Raw genomic sequence first — 20,380 nt, 5'->3', positions numbered from 1 at the left:
TTTAAATTTATAAAGATACACCTCTGCGCCAAGGAATAAAATCATCCTGGCCCAATTTGACTGCTTTAGGTTTCACCTCACCACTTGCCACTTGAATGACAAAATCCAGTATACGATATGCGGCCTCTTCAATGGTTTCCTCTCCGTCTATAATGGTTCCACAATTTAAGTCGATGATATCCGACATTTTTTCAAAAATATTCGTATTTGTAGAAATTTTAATTACCGGAGCAATTGGATTACCGGTGGGTGTTCCTAAGCCTGTTGTGAAAAGAACAATATTTGCACCAGACCCGACTTCCGCAGTCGTACTTTCTACATCATTCCCCGGCGTGCATAGTAGATTTAAGCCCGGTCGATTGGCCAATTCAGGATAATCCACAACAGCGGTAACTGGTGATGTACCTCCCTTTTTAGCAGCTCCGGCAGATTTGATCGCATCAGTAATCAAACCATCTCTTATATTTCCAGGTGAAGGATTCATATAAAAGCCCGATCCATCGGCTTCAGCTTTAGCATTATATACTTTCATCAACGACATAAATTTTTCTGCCGTTTCTTCATTAATACACCGATCACTTAACTCTTGTTCTACTCCACATAATTCCGGAAATTCGGCCAATATAACAGAACCTCCCATACTGACCATCATATCGGATACATAACCTAGAGCGGGATTTGCAGAAATACCCGAAAAGCCATCTGATCCGCCACATTCTAGTCCAATGCATAATTTGTCGAGCGTAGCAGGTTGCCGTGTTTGCTTGTTAGCCTCTGCTAGGCCCGCAAAGGTAGCTTTGAGCGCCTTTTGCATTAAATCTTGTTCTGTACCTTCAAACTGCTGTTCGAAAATATACAGTGGTTTATCAAAGTATGGATCTCTTTTAGCAATTTCTTCTTTCAGAATAGACGCTTGTGCATGTTGACACCCTAGACTCAATACAGTAGCTCCTGCTACATTCGGGTGTGAAATATATCCCGCCAACAGACCACACAACGCGTCTGAATCTAAACGTGTGCCGCCACATCCCATGTCGTGGTTCAAAAATTTAATACCATCTACATTTTCAAATAAGCGGGTAGAACCCTTTTTTCCTCCCGCTGGAGATAAATCAAGTTGTAATAAATCTTGAGCTGAAGCACCATTTTTATATTTTAAAATTAATGCATCAACTTCGTCAGCGTAGTCTTTAGATTCAACTTGATAGCCTAGTTTCTCTTCTAAAGCGGATTTTAATGTTAGAATGTTACGATTTTCACAAAATACCAACGGTATTACTAGCCAATAATTTGCGGTTCCTACTGTACCGTTGTTCCTGTAAAACCCGTTAAAAGTCCGGTTTGCAAATGCAGAGACATCGGGTCTACTCCATTGCGTTTTTCGCTCTGAAAGCCTAAAATCATCTGATGCGTGTCTTAAGTTGTCTACTGTAATTAATTCTCCTTCATGAAGTTCTGAATTTGTTTTTCCGACTAGAACACCATACATTAACACGTCACTATTTTCTCTTAACGTTGTTATCGTAAATTTATGTTTTGATTGCACATGTTGCTTTAATTTGATTTCCATTCCGGCAAAATGCGCAATATATCCAGCCGGTAGATCACGCAGGGCAACCAATACATTATCATCGGGATGAATCTGTAGAAAATCCTGTCTCAATTTTTCCATTTTATATTATAACTCAAATATCTTATCCATTAACACCCACTTCTCGCCTTCCTTTGCTCCTGGAATTGCGGATTGATATTTCCACATCAATTTCTCCCATTCTTGTACTTTAGGATTTGACGCATCCATATTTGCTTTCTTTTCAAAAGAAAAGAGCTCATTAACTTCCATTATCATAAATAATCTATTCTCAAATCTATAAATTTCCATGTTTAAGATGCCTGAGTCTGAAATAGAAGCTTTTATTTCAGGCCATACATTCTTATGTAAATCGACATATTCTTGAATCAACTGCGGATCATCTATCAGATCCAATCCCAAAGCATATTTTTTCATCTCTAATGTATATTATCTTTTACTTCGGCTGTAGTTTGTTTATTTCTAAATGCAAATAATAATACTACCGCAAAACAGATCAATACGACATAATATCCCAATTGCAGGTTACCTGTAATATCTGATATCAGTCCTAATACCGGGGGAATGATGGCACCTCCCACTATCGACATAATGATAAGGCTTGACGCAGATTTGGTATCAGCACCAATGCCTTCTACACCAAAAGCAAAAATCGTCGGAAACATAATCGACATAAAGAACGCAATACCGATCATGGCATATAAGGTCATAACACCCGATCCGTAGATGACGACTATGGTCAGCAAAATAGCTGAAGCAGCAAAAATTGAAAGCAACCTTGCCGGCGATATATAACGCATTAAAAATGTTCCTACAAAACGACCGATCATAAAGGCGAGCCCCGCGATGCCAGCATAATACTTGGCACTAGATGGGGTTACATCTGCAATCTCTGTCGCATACATTACGATGAAACTCAATACACTCACCTGTGCACCTACATAGAAAAACTGCGCTATAACGGCTGAACTTACATTTTTATGCTTTAGAGCGTGAAAAAATCCTTTCTTTTGATCTGTTTCGTTATCCTTTATATCTGGTAGTTTGGTAAAGAAAAATACACAGGCTACAATCAGAATAATAATTCCTAAAATCACATAAGGCCCTTTTACTGCTGACGTTTCAGCTTGAATATAAGCGGTTTTTGCCTGCTCACTTAAAGCTGCTATTTTATCGGTACTTAGTGGTTCTTCAGACAGGATATATTTACCACCTATAATAGGAGCAATAAAAGCTGCCAACCCGTTAAAAGATTGTGCAAAATTAAGTCGTTGTGTCGCTTTCGACGGATCTCCAAGTACCGTTATGTAAGGATTAGCTGCCGTCTCCAATATGGTAAGTCCGCAAGCAACGACAAATAACGCACCTAAGAAAAATGGATAACTTATCGTATTGGCGGCGGGGACAAATAGAAAACAGCCTATTGCGAAAAGCAGTAATCCGATTAATATACCTGTTTTATAACCATACTTTTTCATGATCAATCCAGCTGGTATTGCGAGTAAGAAATAGGCAATAAAGACCGAAGAATCTACCAACGAAGCTTGCACAGTCGTGAGACTAAATGCATTTCGAAGATGCGGTATCAAAATCGGATCAAGATTATGAATAAACCCCCAAAAGAAAAATAACGACGTGATTAAAATGATCGCTAATGTATATTTTTTTTGTTGTGACATATAACAAGATGTATAATTGATAATTCGAAATACGGAATAAATAATGAATAAAGTATTAATTATATTACCCATTTTATAAATGATATTACCATTATTTTAATTTAATTTGCAAACTATCTGAATATATAATACAAAATGCGTCTAAAACAACTAACTCATCAAGGGAGCAGTTTTCAAAGTTTTCATGTGCGGCACGATACCTATCCTAAGAATCATAACGTATGGCATTACCATGAAGAATTGGAGTTCATTCAAGTTAGAAAGGGCTCAGGTACGCTTTTTATCGGAGATTGTATTCGAAAGTTTGGTCCTGGAGATGTTGTTCTCATTGGTCCTAATATTCCCCATTACTGGTTTTTCGATCCAGAATATTTAGATGCGATCAAGCCTATTGCTACAGATAACTGTGTCATACATTTCCAAAAAAGTTTTGCCGGCGAAGATTTTTTTTATTTACCGGAGATGACTGGCATTAAAGATTTACTTTTAGAAGCAAATAAAGGATTATGGTATAGATGTGATTCGACGGATCCGTTAAACAAACTTTTTGAGCACATTTTGATCGCTGGCGGATTTGAGCAGCTCTTAATTCTATTGCAGGCATTGTATATTTTCCATCATAAGAATAAGATAATGCTGGTAAGCGACAATTATGCGATCTTAAATCATTCAAGCGATCATAAACGTATGAATGATATCGTAGATTACATTCAAACAAATTTTAGACAACATATAGAGTTAAGCGATCTAGCAAATTTGGCTGGCATGACAAACAATTCATTCTGCCGATATTTTAAACAAAAAACGGGTAAAACGCCATTAGAGTTTATTACTGAGCTTCGGATCGCATCCGCCTGTAAATTCCTATCAGATACTAATACGCCCCTGAAGGAAGTCTGTTTTGAATGTGGATATAATAATTATGTAAGCTTTCATAACGCTTTTAAACGTATTACCGGCCTAACTCCGAAGAATTATAAAATAAAAGCCATACCTAAATAAGCGCTATTTTGTTTTATAACTTTAAAATTACTGATCGTTTTTACTTAACGAAAAAATGTAGATTTACTGGTTGGCAGTGGATTTAGGTTTATCCTTAGCACGAAAATAAGTTGCGAAATTACATGCTAAGACTATTTTCTATTCATATTTAAAACTATTTTCCCCAAAAAGTCTCCTGTTTCCATCAATTTATGAGCATGTACAACTTCTTCTAACGGAAAAGCCTTATATACATTTGTTTTGAATTTACCATTCATCAATAGAGGCACAATTTCTCTTTCAATTTCCTCAGCTAATTCAGCTTTAAACGACTCATCTCGCGCCCGAAGTGTGCTACCGGTAAGGAAGATCCTCTTCTGCATGAGTTTCAATAAATTCAGCTCAACTTTTGCTCCTTTCATCGCGTTGATGTAAATCAAGGTTCCGTCGTCTTCAAGAAGATCAAAATTTTTAGTAAAATAGTCGCCTCCTATGCTATCTAGAATAATATTGATTTTTTCATTACGCCATACTTTTTCATAGTCAACTTCGTGGTAGTTTACAAAATCAAACGCACCTAATTTTTTTGCAAAAGTTCCTTTCCCCTCTGATCCAACTGTTGTGTACACTTTAGCTCCAAACAAACATCCCAATTGTATGGCTGTAGTCCCTATGCCGCCAGATCCACCATGTACTAATAAGCGGTCTCCATTCTTCAGTTTGCCTCTTTGAAAAACGTTGTGCCATACTGTAAAGAGAGTTTCGGGCAAGCTTGCGGCTTCAATGAAATTGAGGTTTTTGGGCATCAGAATACAGCTACCAATGTGGGTTGTCGCATATTCAGCGTATCCACCACCGCTTAGCAAAGCCATTACCCGATCTCCTATTCTGGAATCGTCAACCCCCTCTCCAACCGCTACTATTTTACCCGATACTTCCAAACCGGGGACATCTTGAATTGCCCCGGCTGGGGCGGGGTAGTTTCCTCTACGCTGGAATATATCAGGTCGATTAATTCCAGCGGCATGTACCTCTATCAAAACATATCCTGTTTTTAGCTTTGGGATTTCCCGTTTTTCAATTTTTAAAACTTCAGGTTCACCAAATTCGCTTATTACTGCTGCCTTCATCATTTCTTTCTCGGGTATTTTTGTAGACGTATATTTAAAGAGAGCATAAAATATCTTCCTAATCTATTATTACGTGCTTCGTACACATCATTTCCGATATATTCAGAAGTAAAGCCCATACTTTTATTCTGGTCAAACAAGTCAAACCCTTGAACACGTAATAATGCCATATTGTTTGGTAAAAAGGTGAATTCTGCAAATGCATTCATAATCGTAGGGTTTATATTCATGAATGTACTTGTATATCCATCATTGAATCGTTGAGACATTTCCATTCCTAATGAAATATGATCATTAAAATATCCTTTGGCTCCTAAACCGACTAAAAAACTGTTGGCGTTTATTTCAGTTCTGTAAGGAATATCATACTGCGCGTTGTTAAGCATGTAATTCGCATTAACAACAGATTCAACATAATCTGACCATTGATAACGAATCTGTAGCGCTTGATTAAAAAACAACTGCTTTGTCGTTCTCCTGCGATCGTCTATAAAAGAAAGGTTATTATAGTAGTCTGTATTGCCTGTTAGATCTAATTGTAGGCCTTCAGCGAATAGCGGTGTATTAAAAATATAGTACCACCGCATATCGTAGTACCCTCCGGTGTTCTTGAAAGTAGTTTCTTGTATTGTTGAATTGTTGATAGATCGCTTATCACTGACAATTTTATTAAGTGCAATATTGTAAGCTATATTAGATTCTAAATATTGACCCGTAGATGGCATTGTCTTACGAAATGTAGTGGAAATACGGTGTGAAAACTCAGCTTTCAATTCTGGGTTACCAACGATAATATTTCGAGAATTGGTATTATCTATAACTGGAATAATTTGATGAAAATCGGGCTGATTATTCTTTCCTTTATAGTCAATTTGCCAATCCATTTCATTACTAAATCTGTAAATAATGTTTGCTGAAGGGATCAAATTTACATTCTCATATTTGTACTCGACTGCTTCTCGAGGTAATTTACCACGAAGTAACAACGGTTGTACGGCAAATCCCACATTTAATTTAAACTTATTATTAGGTGTAAACTGGTAAAGAAGACTTGTACGGTTACTCCTGAAAAAGTAATTATAATCTACTGTCAATGAGTCGACGTAATTGGGTAACTTAGACGGGTTGTTGGTCAACCTGTCTTCTACGAGACGCATGGCATCAATTTGTGTTATATCAAACGAATAACTAAATTCAAGCAAGCTTTTTTCAAAAAAAGGTTCGACGAATTTTACTTCTACTTTTGAACTGTTATTAATATTCTTAACATCGATAAATTGGTCCTGTGAGAACTCAGTATTAATAGGTGTGTTATCGGATAGATCATATCCTTTATAATATTCACGAACTACTTCATTTCTCTTGTTGTTATTGGAACTCATGTGTAGATTTCCGATCAATTTACGTCCCTTTTTATCAAAATGTTTAGAATATAGTATTTCTAATTCTCCATTCGGATTCTCTTGCGTTGTCGAATCCTGATAAGTTCCTAGGTTTTTCGAATCGTAATTTCTTAATTCTGTATCTTTTGTATTGGTTGCTATTTGTTTATTAAATAATAGATTTCCTCCGACCTTCAATGCGTCTTTATTTTCGAATCTTGTTTCCATATCGAATTTAATCCGATGATTGAGATCTATTGTATTAATTGAGTAGTCTTCCTTTCGCCTAATGGTATTACCGATGTAGGTAGATGTTAGTTCAGAGAAGCCTTCCGTAGAATTTTCCTGACGCACAAAGCTATAAGAAGCATTTAAATTAGTATTATCACCTATCTTTCGAGATACATTTATCCCTAAAGAATTCACATTATTGAGGCCGTCTGTCGGGTCGGAATAGTCTCCAATTTCTAACAAAGATCTATCTCTCTCCCCTCCGGTTAATGAACCGAAGGAAAAAAGATTTGTATTGGTATTATTGATTGATCCAATAAGAGAGACCTCCTCTCCATTGTTAAACTTGTTAATACCAAAACTGCCGATATAGCGCTCGTTTGTCCCGCCGCCAAAGGTAAGTTGTCCAAAGTATATTTTTTTGCGATCTTCTTTTAAAGTTATATTGATGACTTTCTCAGCGTCTCCATCTTTCAAGCCGCTTTGTTGAATATCGTCAATTATCTGAATATTCTGCACGAAATCGGCAGGGAGATTACGCGTAGCCGTAAGGACATCACCTCCAAAAAACGGTTTGCTGTCTACTTCAATACGATTTATAGGCTTACCGTTGAAATATACCGAACCGTCTCTTCCTACCTGAAATCCAGGTAAACCTTTTAACGCTTCTTCAAGCAATGCTCCTTTTCTAAATTTGTATGCGTTAAAATTGAATTGAGTGGTGTCTTTTTTGAAAACAATAGGTATAACTTTTACAATATTAATATCCTTGATCAAGAAGCTAGATGGTATTAACTCTATTGTTGGCAATTCAATCTCCCTGCTGGCTTCAATAGAAAATAGCGATTTGCTGGCCATTTGATACCCCAACATACTATACGTAATGTACAAATTATTACCTTTTATATTTTTGAATTTGTACCACCCCTTTTCATCGGTAACCTGAGTGACGGTATCTAGATTGGTATTCAGTCTTACACTTACAGACTTTAGCGGCGCACCAGTACTGTCTACTACGTTACCATAGAAGGATTTGTTAGTTGCTTGGGCCAACGCGCTGTCGGCTGCAAGTAGACCAAAAATTGTTAACAAGAAACACGCTATTTTCGGGTGGAGTAAGTGCACTTCAATATTTAAATTTCCTAATTAGCTCAATATACAAAATATTATCCTTTAGTATTGTATTACAATAACGATATTAACGAAAATATGGTATAAAAAAAACGGGCTATTAATTAATAATAACCCGTTTTTTAGTAAAAATTTTAGTGATTTACTCACCATCAAAAACTACTTTCACCAAATGTCTATCAATTTCCCAACGACCTGTTCCCTCTTCTCCAATAACATCAAACAATTCTAGAATGCGGCGAGCCACATATTCTTCTTCTACTTGCTCTTCTAAAAACCACTGGACGAAATTAAATGTCACATAATCTTTTGATTTAGCACATTGATCTGCAATATTATTAAACTGCTCTGTGACAAACATTTCTTGTTCTAACGTTTGCTCGAAAACCCCACGGAAAGATTCAAAGTCTACAGGAATATTTGTTATTTCTGGTGATATTGCTCTCCCACCTCTATTGCTTACATAATTAAATAACTTCAACATATGTGTGCGTTCTTCATCTGACTGTTTTGCGAAGAATTCTGATGCATTGTCTAATCCTTGATCATCACACCAAGCAGACATGGCCAAATATAGTGCAGAAGAATGTGCTTCTACTTTAATTTGCGCATTTAATATAGTTTCAATATTTTCAGAAAGCGATGATTTTAATTTTAATAAGTCTTTCATATAGTTTATACTTTAAACATTCATATATTATAACAATAATATTCTTGTATTGTTTATACAAATGTAATGTATAAGTCCTGTTATGGCATCAAAAAAGTGCAATACAAATTCAGTCTAAATTAAGTCAGAATAGTTGTAACTTATTTAGAATCAATACAATTATAAGGAAAATAAACTACGCAACAATTGTACTATAATGACCTTGTCTCAATAGCTGTTTAATCGAGCCATTTAATTCGATCATAAATTTAGCACCTGAAAGTATTTCTCTAAGATTTAAGATATCTTGAGGTGAAAGAATAAAACAACGTTCAGTACGAAAAGGCATCACTATTTCAAAATCCGAAGAACGAGAAGCATCGTTGAGCATTGTTTCTATACAGATGGAATCTATTCTTTTTTTGAACATAAAAAAATCTCCTACTTTAAAGGCGGTTGTCGTTCCTTTAAAATCTAACCAATAACAATTCTTGCGACTACATTGGTATATAGCTCCATGTTCAGTTTTAAACACTTCCTCTACGTTTGCTAATGGACAGATCATCTTATAAATTCTTTTTATATCAGATTGAAATATTCTATTATTGGCAAATGTAAAACTTATTAAGAATTAATCCAAATAAAATAACAAAAAAACGGTCTATTTTTATAGACCGTTCCAAAAATTATATTAATAAAATATTCTAAGACTCTTCACCCTCCGTGGTAAGAAACTCCTTGTGATTGCTTACGTTGGTACGCGTCTTCGTTTTGTGCTTATTAATCTGCCTTCTTAGCGATTCAGCCGCGATATCAACAGCTTCCTCAAACGTTTTGGCCTGAGACTTAGCAAATAGTTGATTGCCAGGAATATTTAGTTTTAATTCTGCTATCTTGTTGGCCTCGTCTTCCACATTTTCTAATCGGAGATAACATACCCCTTCAATGATATTATCTAAGTATTGGTCTAACTTGTTAGCCCTCTTCTTGATAAAGTCTACCAATTTTTGATCTGCATCGAATTTGATTGATTGCACAGTAATATTCATTTTTCCTCCTTTTTTAAGCCTTTGGATGGGCTTGTTTATAAATTGACTTTAAACGCTCAGCAGAATTATGTGTATATATTTGTGTAGCTGCTAATCCTGCGTGACCTAATAATTCCTTTATAGCATTCAAATCTGCTCCACTATCTAATAATGTCGTGGCAAAACTGTGTCTCAAAATATGAGGACTTCTCTTATTCTGCGAAGTGATCATACTAAGGTGATTTTTTACGATTCTGTAAATCAATTTTGCATATGCAGGTTTTCCTTCTTTAGTAACGATAAGATACTCTGTTTTGTTTTCAAAATTTTGATCTTCTTTTTTTTCTAAATATGATTTTAGTTCTGTCAACAAGGTTGAATGCACGGGAACAAAACGCTCTTTATTCCTTTTACCGAATATAAGAATTTTTTTACTGAAAATATCAACATCTTTCTCTTTTATTTTCAATAATTCTGACAGCCGAATTCCTGTGCCAAATAAAAGCTCCATTACAATATAGTCTCTTTTTTCTTCGAAATTTCCAGCCGCGTATTCCATTTGATTTAAGAGGACTACGATTTTGTCTTTTTCCACAATAGTAGGTAGTTTCTTTGGTATTTTTAGCGCTTTGATGAGACGTGCTGGATTTTGAAGAACTATACCCTCCCGTTGTAAGAATTTATAATATGATTTAATAGCAGAGATAGATCTATTCACCGATACTGCCTCTTTACCTTCCTCTTTGAGGATTGAAAAATATTGCCGTAACAATTTGTAGTCCACTTCTTCAAATTTGATATCTTCGCTAATTACAAAATGCGATAAGCCATCAATTTCCTTCGCATAAGCACTTAGCGTGTGGGCAGAAAATCGCTTTTCGTATTTCAAAAAATTTAAGAATCGTTCTTTATACATATCGTTCGCTGAACTAGCAGAAAGATAGGCAAAATATATTGTAATGGTATGCTATGCGATATATTTTAACAAACTTTAAAAGTTTGATACGATTTCCGTCGACAATAATGGTAAACGTAAAAAATAGTAAATAAAAAAGGAGAAACGTGAGTTTCTCCTTTTTCGGTGCAAATTGTTGCTTTAAAGCTTACTATTCACGTCAATGGCATTTAATTCGGCAAAAGCCTGTTTAAGACGAGTAACAAAGGCTTCTTCACCTTTACGTAGCCACACACGAGGATCATAATATTTTTTATTGGGAGAATCCGTACCTTCAGGATTACCAATTTGTTCTTGAAGATAATCGTGATTTTTAGCTTCATAATTTCTAATGCCTTCCCAAAATGCCCACTGCATATCCGTGTCGATATTCATTTTTATAGCTCCATAGGAGATAGCTTCCTTGATTTCTTCCGGAGAAGAACCTGAGCCACCATGGAATACGAAATTAACCGGTTTAACTGCAGTTAAGCTATATTTTTCACGTATATAATCTTGCGAGTTTTGAAGAATAACTGGTTGTAATTTCACATTACCTGGTTTATATACGCCGTGTACGTTACCAAAGGCCGCCGCTACCGTGAATTTATCCGAAACTTTAGATAATTCTTCATACGCATAAGCTACTTCTTCAGGCTGTGTATATAATTTAGAACTATCCACATCCGAATTATCCACACCGTCTTCTTCACCTCCAGTAACACCCAACTCAATTTCGACCGTCATACCGAGTGGTTTCATGCGTTCCAAATATTTTTTGGAAATCTCTATATTTTCCTCGATAGTTTCTTCGGAAAGATCGAGCATGTGTGATGAAAATAAAGGCTTGCCATTTTGAGCAAAGAACTTTTCGCCTGCTTCCAATAAACCGTCAATCCATGGTAACAATTTCTTTGCAGCATGGTCAGTATGTAAGATAACAGCCACACCATAATGTTCTGCCAACAAATGCACATGGTGCGCAGCAGAAATCCCACCTAAAATACACGCTTGTAAATCCTCATTACTCAATGATTTTCCAGCATAAAATTGCGCTCCACCGTTTGATAACTGTATAATTACAGGAGAATTTACAGATTTTGCTGTCTCCATAACCGCATTGATGGAATTCGTTCCTATTACATTTACAGCAGGCAAAGCAAATTTATGTTGTTTTGCTAACTCAAATAATTCTTGTACTTGATCACCTGTCAATACACCTTTATAATCTCTTAGGCTCATATTTTATTTTTATTTAATTGCTTTTATTTTTTGAAGTTTAAAGATAGTGATTTTTTATTGTTTTGAAAACAATAGTGTAAAAAATACACTAAGAAAAACATCCCACATCTATTTCTTATTTAAGAGTTATTGGTATCTTTAGAGGTACTTACACAATAAATACGATATATAATGGTTGAGATTTACGGTATAAAAAATTGTAACACAGTAAAAAAAGCTTTAGACTGGCTTGCAGAACATGAAATCTCTTATACGTTTCATGATTTCAAAAAGGAGCCGGCACGGGAAGAAAAGTTGACGGAATGGTCGAAAAAAGTATCATGGGAGCAACTCGTTAATAAAAAAGGAACAACTTGGCGTAAATTATCGAAGGAAGAACAAGATAATGTCAAGGATTTTTCTTCTGGAATCCAGATTCTTTTACAACACAATAGTATGATTAAGAGACCTATTATAGAATATAACGATCTCATCCTTTTGGGATTCGACGACAATGTTTATTTAAGCACACTAAAACTTCCTCACTAATATGATAAAACGATTATACGTTATAGTCTTAACGACAGCCTGTCTATTTACTTTTTCTCCTCTAGAAGCGCAGGAAGGGAGTGTATACAATTATACTGAAGCATTTGCTACAGATTTTTACAAAAACAATGGCACTGTGTACCGTTCTGCAAGTGGCAAACCAGGACCCTCCTATTGGCAGAATACAGCCAGCTACAGCATTAAGGTAAAACTGGATGATAAGACAAACCGAATAACCGGTTCAGTTGCTACAACCTACATTAATAATAGTCCCGAAGAGCTCGAGTTTATCTGGTTACAATTGGACCAGAATCTCTTCAATAATGACTCTAGAGGACAAGCTACTATTCCTCTTCAAGACAGTCGTTATGGAAATGCTAAGAATACCTTTAATGGGGGGTATACTATTAAAAATGTTATGACAGACTCCCATTCTGATATTACTTATAGCATTAACGATACTCGGATGCGACTCAATTTGCCTACACCTTTAAAAGCCAATGGAGGCAAAGTAACATTCAGCATGGATTTTGAATTTACCGTTCCAGAATATGGTGCAGACCGTACGGGTATATTGAGTACGTCAAATGGCAATATCTATGCTATTGCGCAATGGTATCCGAGAGTATGTGTCTTCGATGATATTCTTGGATGGAATACACATCCTTATACCGGACCCGGAGAGTTTTATTTGGAATTCGGAGATTACGAGGTTGAGATTACCGCGCCCGCAAATCATATCGTGGTTATGGGGGGCGACCTACTTAATCCGGAGGAAGTTTTTACCGAAGACCAGTTGAATCGCTACAATCAAGCGAAATCTTCAAATAAAACTGTACTTATCCGTTCGGAAAATGAAGTATCCAAAGCGTCATCTAGACCTGCTAAGAACGAACTGACTTGGAAGTATATTTTAAAAAATGCACATGATGTAGCTTGGGCTTCCTCAGCTGCCTTCATCTTAGACGGTGCAAAGATTAATCTACCTAGCGGTAAATCCGCATTAGCGCTATCGGCCTACCCCAAAGAAAGTAATGGGAATAATGCCTGGGAAAGATCCACAGAATATACAAAAGCATCGATTGAGCACTATTCGCAAAAATGGTATGAGTACCCGTATCCTGTTGCTGTTAATGTAGCGTCAAATGTAGGAGGAATGGAATACCCGGCTATCTCTTTCTGTGGCCACAAAGCCAAGGCCGCCAATTTATGGGGTGTAACAGATCACGAGTTTGGTCATAATTGGTTTCCGATGATCGTGGGTAGTAACGAAAGATTACACGGATGGATGGATGAAGGATTTAACACTTTTATTAATGGTATTTCAACCGAAGTATTTAATAAAGGTGAATACAATATCAAATATGGACAACGCAATAGCATGACACCAGTTTTATTCAATTCCAGTTTAGAAGCCGTGATGACAACTCCACAGAACATGAAAGAACGTCATATGGGTATCCTCTTATATTACAAACCGGCTTTTGCGTTGCAGTTGTTAAGAAACGAGATCATCGGCAAACCTCGCTTTGATGCCGCGTTTAAGAAATATATTGAGGTCTGGGCCTATAAGCATCCTACCCCTGACGATTTTTTTAGATTGATAGAAAATGAAACCGGAGAAAACCTGAACTGGTTTTGGAAAGGTTTTTTCCAGTACAACTGGCAAATGGATCAAACGATTAGCGACGTACGCTATGTAGAATCCGACCCATCAAAAGGTGCGATTGTTAGTGTTGACAATCTAGGTAAATTACCCATGCCAGTGGAAATCGAAGCAACTACCGAGAGTGGTAAAAAAATCACAGTGAAATTACCAGTAGAAATTTGGGAGAGAAATAGAAGATGGACATTTAAAATAGCATCAACAGAAAAGCTAACAATCCTTAAACTAGATCCGCGAAATGTATTTCCCGATATCAATCCCGAAAACAACACTTGGAACACAAAATAACATGAACAAAATAAATTACATAGTAGCTCTAATGGCTTTTCTACTAGCCGGAATTGGCACGCCGATACAGGCACAAGATTTTACAGGAATCGTATACGAGCTAGAGAGCAGCCATACTCTTTGGAATGTGACAGTTAGAAACCTACGCACCAAAGAGCAGGTAAATACCGATCGAGAAGGAAAATTTAAGATCAATGCTAAACTTTACGATTATCTAGAGCTCGAATTGCCAGGTTATCAAAAGGATACTGCATTTCTTTATGAGGAAGGTGTGCAAAGAATCTATTTATTACGCGAGGACAATACGATCGTTATTAATGAAGTCTTGGTAACTCGTTTAACGGATAGTCGTTTAATTTCGGAAATTGAGCGGACCAAAAATGAAGGTAAAGTAGTCGATGCAAACCAACAAAAAGGTGGATTACGTGTTTCCCCTTCCCGTTTGTTTGGACGAAAAGCAAAAGAAGCACGGAAAAACCTTGATCTATTGATCACAGAACAAAAAAATCGAAAGATTGACCGTAAATTCACCAACCAACTCATTGCGTCTTTGGTTCCCCTTTCAGAAGATGAAATTCCTTTATTTAAAGAACGGTACCGCCCAACATTAGAATTTGTTCAAGTAGCCTCCCCGCAAGATCTACAGGTTTATATATTGGATTCGTACAAAAAATTCAGACAAGAAGATTAGATTTTTATACAATCAGAACTATTATACATTATGAAATATATCATGTTTTTAATTTTAAGCTTATTTGTAAATACCCTTTTTGCACAAAAAAACGACAAAAAGCTTGAAGATAAACTTAACAATGAAATACAACATTTTAAAGGTGAGATCGGCATATATATACAACACATACGTTCTAACCGGTATGTTGCAATCCACGCAGATACCATATTTCCCACTGCCAGTATTGTTAAAATTCCAATTTTGGTAGGCGTATTCCAAAAAATCGCTGATGGACAATTGCAAGTAAATCAGGCTTTCCGATACGACAAAAATAGAGTTTATGGTGGCTCCGGTCTAATGCAATTTTATAAAGATAGTGCGCAAACGGATCTTTCTACTATGATCTCGTTAATGTTAAGTTACAGCGACAACGTTGCCTCTCTTTGGCTGCAAGAATTAGCAGGTGGCGGAACTGTTATTAATCCACTTTTGGAAAAATTAGGATTGCAACACACCAAAATCAATTCTAGAACTCCAGGTAGAGAAGATATTTGGAAAAAATACGGTTGGGGACAAACTACACCTCGAGAAATGGCTACATTATTTTTGTCAATAAGAAATGGTCAAGTAATCGACAAAAGGCATTCAGATAAAATGTACAGATATTTGAAAAATCAATTTTACAATGGACGATCTTTATCGCAGATTCCATCACATATCAATACCATATCTAAAACAGGATCTGTAAACGATGCTCGTGGTGAAGTTGTACTCGTAAATGCCCCGAGCGGAGACTATGTATTTTGTATATTAACAAAAAATAACGAAGATCAAAGTTGGAACGATCAAAATGAAGCCGAGGTGCTAACCCGAAAAATTTCGAATATCATCTGGAACCACTTTGAGCCCAAGCATCCCTTCGTCCCGTTCGAACCGATCAAATAAAAAAAGGAATTAGGCAATTTGCCGTTGGTGGCCGCTCCGTTTTCGATGAGTAAATCTTTCAAAAGCGAGGTCTAAAAATTAACTAATTTTTAGACCTCGCTTTATTGTTGAAAACTGTCAGAGACTATAAAACTGCCTCTCTGAGTCGTACTAATTTTATCAATAAATCTTCTAAATAATCTAGATGAAGCATATTAGCACCATCCGATTTGGCATTTGCCGGATCGGGATGTGTTTCTATAAAAAGTCCATCGGCGCCTACGGCGATAGCTGCTTTTGCAATGGTTTCGATTAACTCGGGTTTTCCGCCAGTTACACCAGAAGTCTGATTAGGTTGTTGTAAAGAATGCGTACAATCCATCACTGTTGGCACATTGAATGCACGCATTGTAGGGATTCCCCGAAAATCAACAATAAGGTCCTGATAGCCGAATGTATTTCCACGATCTGTTAGGAATACTTTTTCGTTGCCAGCTTCTTTTATTTTATCAACTGCAAATTTCATCGACTCGGCCGATAGAAATTGGCCCTTCTTAATATTAACTACTTTTCCCGTTTCGGCGGCTGCAACTAATAATTCGGTTTGACGGCATAGAAAAGCAGGTATCTGTAGCACATCCACATAAGCTGCGGCCAGCGCCGCCTCGTGGCTTTCGTGAATATCTGTTACAGTAGGAATACCAAATTCCTTACCCACCTTCTCCAAGATCTTCAGTGCTTTTTCATCCCCTATGCCTGTAAATGAATCTACACGCGATCGATTTGCTTTACGGTATGAACCTTTAAAAATATAAGGTATACCAAGCGTATCCGTAATGGTAACAATTTTTTCGACAATTCTAAATGCGATTTCTTCACCTTCGATGGCACAAGGCCCCGCCATTAAGAAAAACTGATTGGATTGCCCATTTTTTATTTGAGGCAAATATGTATTAATCATTTGTAAATATTAATTCCCTAATTCTGATATAAACTTAATGCGCATCAGTTGAATGTCTTCATACGTATAATCTGCTTCACCCAATTGTTTTAATGCTTCTTTAATAGAATCAACTTCGGCCGATTTAAAGTAGTCGTATACCTCATCTTGTAAGTCTTGATCAATCATCTCATCAACAAAATAGCCTATATTTAATTTTGTGCCAGAGTATACAATGGATTCCACTTCTTTGAGCAGATCTTCATAGCTTATGCCTTTCGCTGATGCAATATCACCCAATCCTATTTTACGGTCTATATTTTGAATTATAGATACTTTTAGAGCAGACTTATTCGCTGTGCTTTTTACAATAAGATCCTGTGGTCGATCAATGTTGTTATCCTCTACGTATTGTTTTATTAGCGCAATAAAAGGAGCTCCAAATTTCGTCACTTTACCCGATCCAACACCATGTATTTGTTTCAGCTCTTCTGATGTAATGGGATAATGTGTACACATTTCATCAAGTGAAGGATCTTGAAAAATAACAAAAGGAGGTAAAGACTTTTGCTTCGCTATTTTTTTTCGTAGATCTTTAAGCATTTTGAGCAACTCCGTATCTAAAGCTGCTGAGCTTTGCGTGACATCTTCCCCACCATCGTCATCTGTAAATTCCATCGGTTTATTAATGATGAATTTTATCGCATACGGATTATTCAAATACTTTTTGCCGGATTCCGTTAATGTCAGTAAGCCGTAGTGGTCAATATCTTTTTTTATAAAATCAGCTAATTCCGCTTGACGAATCACCGAATTCCAATAATTTACGCCATTTTCTTTTCCTGAGCCAAATAACTTGTGTTCATCGTGTTTGTATGATGAAACAGGTTGATTGTTTTGTCCCATTAATACATTAATAATATGATGGTCGTCAAATTTATCACCTTGCTCTTTAATAAAACCTAAAACCTTGAACAATGGTTCTTCTGCATCAATATGAGTTTTTGGTGCTCTACAGTTATCGCACATGTTATTGCAACCTGTCTCATCAAATTTTTCCCCAAAATAGTGCAAAATCTGCTTACGACGACACACAGAAGACTCAGAATAATCTATAACTTCTTTTAATATCTGTGTACCTATTTCTCGTTCGGACACAGGTTTATCTTTCATGAATTTCGTCAGTTTTTCGACATCTTTTTTAGAATAGAATGCGACACAAAGGCCTTCTCCCCCGTCCCGTCCAGCTCTACCTGTTTCTTGATAATAACCTTCCATTGACTTTGGGATATCATGGTGGATCACATACCGTACATCGGGCTTGTCTATTCCCATCCCAAAAGCAATAGTCGCCACAATTACTTCTACATCTTCCATCAAAAACTTATCCTGCGTATCAGCACGAGTTTTTGCGTCTAAGCCTGCATGGTAAGGCAGTGCTTTTATTCCATTAATATTAAGAACTTCGGCGATTTCCTCTACTTTCTTGCGGCTAAGACAATAAATAATTCCAGTTTTACCCGTATTATTTTTTATGAATCTAACAATTTCTCTTACAACTTTATTCTTGGGGCGTACATCATAATACAGATTGGATCGGTTGAAAGACGACTTGAATAATGCAGCGTTATTCATTTGTAAATTCTTTCGAATGTCTGATTGTACTTTTGGTGTTGCAGTAGCCGTCAGCGCAATTATAGGAATATTTTCGCCGATACCGTTAATAATTTGACGTATCTTTCGGTATTCAGGACGGAAATCATGACCCCATTCAGAAATACAGTGTGCTTCATCAACAGCTACAAACGAAACCTTGATTGATTTTAGGAAAAGCACATTGTCCTCTTTCGATAAAGATTCTGGAGCCACATAAAGCAACTTTGTTTTTCCTGCAGAAACGTCCGCTTTCACTTTTGTAATGTCACCTTTATTCAAAGATGAATTTAAAAAATGTGCTATACTATCATTCCCTCCGAAGGCACGAAGCTGATCCACCTGATTTTTCATCAATGCAATCAGCGGTGATATTACTATTGCCGTTCCGTCGCTCATTAATGCCGGTAACTGATAACAAATGGACTTCCCTCCACCAGTCGGCATAATTACGAACGTATCTTTTTTGTTTAATACATTTGTAATAATTGCTTCCTGATCTCCTTTAAAAGTATCAAAACCAAAAAATTCTTGCAGATTATCAAACAGTGATTTTTCTATTTCCATCGACGCAGACACAAAATTAGACAGACTCTTAAGTAACTAAGTTAAAAAACTTATTTTTGTAAATATTAAAGTAAAAATAACATTTTTTCGGTGAAAAACAACACAGACATTAAAAAAGAGGCTATACGGGTTTTAGAGCTTGAGGCTCAGGCGATACAGGCTCTGGTTTCTAAAATCAACGCTGACTTTGAACAGGTGGTCGACGAAATACTGTCGTTAAAAGGGCGTGTTATATTGACGGGCATCGGCAAAAGTGCTATCATTGCGCAAAAAATCGTAGCAACTTTAAATTCCACTGGGACTCCAGCCATATTCATGCATGCTGCAGATGCCATACATGGCGATTTAGGAATTATCCAAAAAGAGGACCTTATTATTGCGCTATCTAAAAGCGGTAATACTCCGGAAATAAAAGTACTCGTACCATTTTTAAAGCACAGACAAAATACGCTTGTAGCATTGGTTGGAAATACAACATCGTTTCTTGCCGACCACGCAGATTATATTTTAGATACTACAGTGGAGCGTGAAGCATGTTCAAACAACTTAGCTCCAACTACCAGCACGACAGCTCAATTGGCAATGGGTGATGCCCTTGCGGTGTGTCTTCAATCTGCACGTCAGTTTACAGATAAGGATTTTGCGAGATACCATCCAGGGGGGGCACTAGGCAAGCAACTCTACCTTAAAGTAGCGGACTTATCAGATGCAAATGGCAAACCCGTTGTATCACCTGAAGATAATATTCGACAAGTAATTATCACCATCACGAAGTACAGGCTAGGTGCCACAGCGGTTATCGATAAGGATCAGATTATTGGTATTATTACCGATGGCGATATACGCCGTATGTTAGAACAACATAATAGTATTTCAGATCTTACTGCCAAAGACATTATGGCACAGCAGCCCAAGATGATTGATGCGGCCGAACTAGCGGTAAACGCGCTGCATAAGATGCGTGAAAACAACATTGCACAGTTGTTAGTAACCAAAAACAACGACTTTACAGGTATTATACATATTCAGGATCTACTGAAAGAAGGAATTATCTAATATGTTGTAGCTAAATATTTTGTAAAAATATTGTTAATTTAAGTACTTGAAATCATTTCCAATCCAATTAATGGTACATTTGGTACGTATATTGAATATACAAGGAA

The 20,380-nt window shown here is 36.6% G+C and carries 18 protein-coding genes; 6 read left to right on the top strand and 12 right to left on the bottom strand.

Features of this window, described 5'->3' with window-relative positions:
- Positions 1-7: 7 nt before the first annotated feature.
- The 3 genes from FAZ19_RS10645 to fucP are packed head-to-tail and all read right to left on the bottom strand — an operon-like array spanning position 8 to position 3,270.
- Positions 8-1,672, bottom strand: coding sequence for a UxaA family hydrolase (locus FAZ19_RS10645; RefSeq protein WP_136820713.1), 1,665 nt, complete (start codon positions 1,670-1,672; stop codon positions 8-10).
- Between the two features lie 6 nt (positions 1,673-1,678).
- Positions 1,679-2,008, bottom strand: coding sequence for an L-rhamnose mutarotase (locus FAZ19_RS10640; protein WP_136820712.1), 330 nt, complete (start codon positions 2,006-2,008; stop codon positions 1,679-1,681).
- A gap of 2 nt (positions 2,009-2,010) precedes the next feature.
- Complete coding sequence (fucP, locus tag FAZ19_RS10635) at positions 2,011-3,270, bottom strand: L-fucose:H+ symporter permease (RefSeq protein ID WP_136820711.1); 1,260 nt, start codon at positions 3,268-3,270, stop codon at positions 2,011-2,013.
- Between the two features lie 135 nt (positions 3,271-3,405).
- Between fucP and FAZ19_RS10630 the strand changes: the two genes are divergently transcribed.
- Positions 3,406-4,272 carry an AraC family transcriptional regulator gene (locus tag FAZ19_RS10630; RefSeq protein ID WP_136820710.1) on the top strand — a complete coding sequence of 289 codons (867 nt, stop codon included), beginning with the start codon at positions 3,406-3,408 and terminating at the stop codon, positions 4,270-4,272.
- Positions 4,273-4,403: 131 nt separating this feature from the next.
- On the opposite strand, the gene FAZ19_RS10625 is transcribed toward FAZ19_RS10630, so the two are convergent.
- From FAZ19_RS10625 to fbaA, 7 genes are all read right to left on the bottom strand, one after another.
- Positions 4,404-5,384, bottom strand: coding sequence for an NAD(P)H-quinone oxidoreductase (locus FAZ19_RS10625; RefSeq protein ID WP_229707513.1), 981 nt, complete (start codon positions 5,382-5,384; stop codon positions 4,404-4,406).
- Positions 5,381-8,086, bottom strand: coding sequence for a TonB-dependent receptor (locus FAZ19_RS10620; RefSeq protein ID WP_136820709.1), 2,706 nt, complete (start codon positions 8,084-8,086; stop codon positions 5,381-5,383). The genes FAZ19_RS10625 and FAZ19_RS10620 overlap by 4 nt, the downstream gene beginning before the upstream one ends.
- 181 nt (positions 8,087-8,267) lie before the next feature.
- Entirely contained in the window at positions 8,268-8,795 is a 528-nt protein-coding gene (locus FAZ19_RS10615) for a ferritin (RefSeq protein WP_136820708.1), read from the bottom strand.
- Between the two features lie 175 nt (positions 8,796-8,970).
- On the bottom strand, positions 8,971-9,339 hold the full coding sequence (locus FAZ19_RS10610; RefSeq protein ID WP_136820707.1) for a hypothetical protein: 369 nt from the start codon (positions 9,337-9,339) through the stop codon (positions 8,971-8,973).
- A 139-nt stretch (positions 9,340-9,478) separates the two neighbouring features.
- Complete coding sequence (gene hpf / locus FAZ19_RS10605) at positions 9,479-9,823, bottom strand: ribosome hibernation-promoting factor, HPF/YfiA family (protein ID WP_136820706.1); 345 nt, start codon at positions 9,821-9,823, stop codon at positions 9,479-9,481.
- A gap of 13 nt (positions 9,824-9,836) precedes the next feature.
- Positions 9,837-10,718 (bottom strand): tyrosine-type recombinase/integrase, encoded by an 882-nt coding sequence (locus FAZ19_RS10600; protein WP_136820705.1) that lies wholly within the window; start codon positions 10,716-10,718, stop codon positions 9,837-9,839.
- A gap of 180 nt (positions 10,719-10,898) precedes the next feature.
- Positions 10,899-11,978 (bottom strand): class II fructose-bisphosphate aldolase, encoded by a 1,080-nt coding sequence (fbaA, locus tag FAZ19_RS10595; protein WP_136820704.1) that lies wholly within the window; start codon positions 11,976-11,978, stop codon positions 10,899-10,901.
- Between the two features lie 171 nt (positions 11,979-12,149).
- On the opposite strand from fbaA, the gene FAZ19_RS10590 reads away from it, so the two are divergent.
- From FAZ19_RS10590 to FAZ19_RS10575, 4 genes are read left to right on the top strand one after another with little or no spacing between them, the layout of a single operon-like run.
- Positions 12,150-12,506, top strand: a complete 357-nt coding sequence (locus tag FAZ19_RS10590) for an arsenate reductase (protein ID WP_136820703.1) — start codon at positions 12,150-12,152, stop codon at positions 12,504-12,506.
- Position 12,507: 1 nt separating this feature from the next.
- Positions 12,508-14,460 carry a M1 family metallopeptidase gene (locus FAZ19_RS10585; RefSeq protein WP_136820702.1) on the top strand — a complete coding sequence of 651 codons (1,953 nt, stop codon included), beginning with the start codon at positions 12,508-12,510 and terminating at the stop codon, positions 14,458-14,460.
- A 31-nt stretch (positions 14,461-14,491) separates the two neighbouring features.
- The gene (locus FAZ19_RS10580; protein WP_169305632.1) at positions 14,492-15,151 is read left to right on the top strand and encodes a hypothetical protein; all 660 of its coding nucleotides are present in this window, start codon (positions 14,492-14,494) and stop codon (positions 15,149-15,151) included.
- Between the two features lie 42 nt (positions 15,152-15,193).
- A complete protein-coding gene (locus FAZ19_RS10575) occupies positions 15,194-16,078 on the top strand; it encodes a serine hydrolase (protein WP_229707516.1) in 885 nt (294 codons plus the stop codon).
- 124 nt (positions 16,079-16,202) lie between these two features.
- Here FAZ19_RS10575 and kdsA read toward each other — a convergent pair whose 3' ends face one another.
- Together kdsA and recQ are read right to left on the bottom strand one after the other, a co-directional pair.
- On the bottom strand, positions 16,203-17,018 hold the full coding sequence (gene kdsA, locus FAZ19_RS10570; RefSeq protein WP_136820699.1) for a 3-deoxy-8-phosphooctulonate synthase: 816 nt from the start codon (positions 17,016-17,018) through the stop codon (positions 16,203-16,205).
- A gap of 9 nt (positions 17,019-17,027) precedes the next feature.
- The gene (gene recQ, locus FAZ19_RS10565; RefSeq protein WP_136820698.1) at positions 17,028-19,217 is read right to left on the bottom strand and encodes a DNA helicase RecQ; all 2,190 of its coding nucleotides are present in this window, start codon (positions 19,215-19,217) and stop codon (positions 17,028-17,030) included.
- Between the two features lie 90 nt (positions 19,218-19,307).
- On the opposite strand from recQ, the gene FAZ19_RS10560 reads away from it, so the two are divergent.
- The gene (locus FAZ19_RS10560; protein WP_136820697.1) at positions 19,308-20,273 is read left to right on the top strand and encodes a KpsF/GutQ family sugar-phosphate isomerase; all 966 of its coding nucleotides are present in this window, start codon (positions 19,308-19,310) and stop codon (positions 20,271-20,273) included.
- The last annotated feature ends 107 nt before the right edge of the window (positions 20,274-20,380 follow it).

Origin of the sequence: Sphingobacterium alkalisoli, from assembly GCF_005049105.1 — a bacterium.
Lineage (GTDB): Bacteria > Bacteroidota > Bacteroidia > Sphingobacteriales > Sphingobacteriaceae > Sphingobacterium > Sphingobacterium alkalisoli.
The sequence above is the reverse complement of the archived record's forward strand: the minus strand, read 5'-3'. Positions and strand labels throughout refer to the sequence as shown.

What these genes read in the sequence shown, in the direction of transcription:
- FAZ19_RS10645 (WP_136820713.1), bottom strand. Translation starts at nt 1,672, where the DNA reads ATGGAAAAATTGAGACAGGATTTTCTACAGATTCATCCCGATGATAAT.
- FAZ19_RS10640 (WP_136820712.1), bottom strand. Translation starts at nt 2,008, where the DNA reads ATGAAAAAATATGCTTTGGGATTGGATCTGATAGATGATCCGCAGTTG.
- fucP (WP_136820711.1), bottom strand. Translation starts at nt 3,270, where the DNA reads ATGTCACAACAAAAAAAATATACATTAGCGATCATTTTAATCACGTCG.
- FAZ19_RS10630 (WP_136820710.1), top strand. Translation starts at nt 3,406, where the DNA reads ATGCGTCTAAAACAACTAACTCATCAAGGGAGCAGTTTTCAAAGTTTT.
- FAZ19_RS10625 (WP_229707513.1), bottom strand. Translation starts at nt 5,384, where the DNA reads ATGATGAAGGCAGCAGTAATAAGCGAATTTGGTGAACCTGAAGTTTTA.
- FAZ19_RS10615 (WP_136820708.1), bottom strand. Translation starts at nt 8,795, where the DNA reads ATGAAAGACTTATTAAAATTAAAATCATCGCTTTCTGAAAATATTGAA.
- FAZ19_RS10610 (WP_136820707.1), bottom strand. Translation starts at nt 9,339, where the DNA reads ATGATCTGTCCATTAGCAAACGTAGAGGAAGTGTTTAAAACTGAACAT.
- hpf (WP_136820706.1), bottom strand. Translation starts at nt 9,823, where the DNA reads ATGAATATTACTGTGCAATCAATCAAATTCGATGCAGATCAAAAATTG.
- FAZ19_RS10600 (WP_136820705.1), bottom strand. Translation starts at nt 10,718, where the DNA reads ATGTATAAAGAACGATTCTTAAATTTTTTGAAATACGAAAAGCGATTT.
- fbaA (WP_136820704.1), bottom strand. Translation starts at nt 11,978, where the DNA reads ATGAGCCTAAGAGATTATAAAGGTGTATTGACAGGTGATCAAGTACAA.
- FAZ19_RS10590 (WP_136820703.1), top strand. Translation starts at nt 12,150, where the DNA reads ATGGTTGAGATTTACGGTATAAAAAATTGTAACACAGTAAAAAAAGCT.
- FAZ19_RS10585 (WP_136820702.1), top strand. Translation starts at nt 12,508, where the DNA reads ATGATAAAACGATTATACGTTATAGTCTTAACGACAGCCTGTCTATTT.
- FAZ19_RS10580 (WP_169305632.1), top strand. Translation starts at nt 14,492, where the DNA reads ATGGCTTTTCTACTAGCCGGAATTGGCACGCCGATACAGGCACAAGAT.
- FAZ19_RS10575 (WP_229707516.1), top strand. Translation starts at nt 15,194, where the DNA reads ATGTTTTTAATTTTAAGCTTATTTGTAAATACCCTTTTTGCACAAAAA.
- kdsA (WP_136820699.1), bottom strand. Translation starts at nt 17,018, where the DNA reads ATGATTAATACATATTTGCCTCAAATAAAAAATGGGCAATCCAATCAG.
- recQ (WP_136820698.1), bottom strand. Translation starts at nt 19,217, where the DNA reads ATGGAAATAGAAAAATCACTGTTTGATAATCTGCAAGAATTTTTTGGT.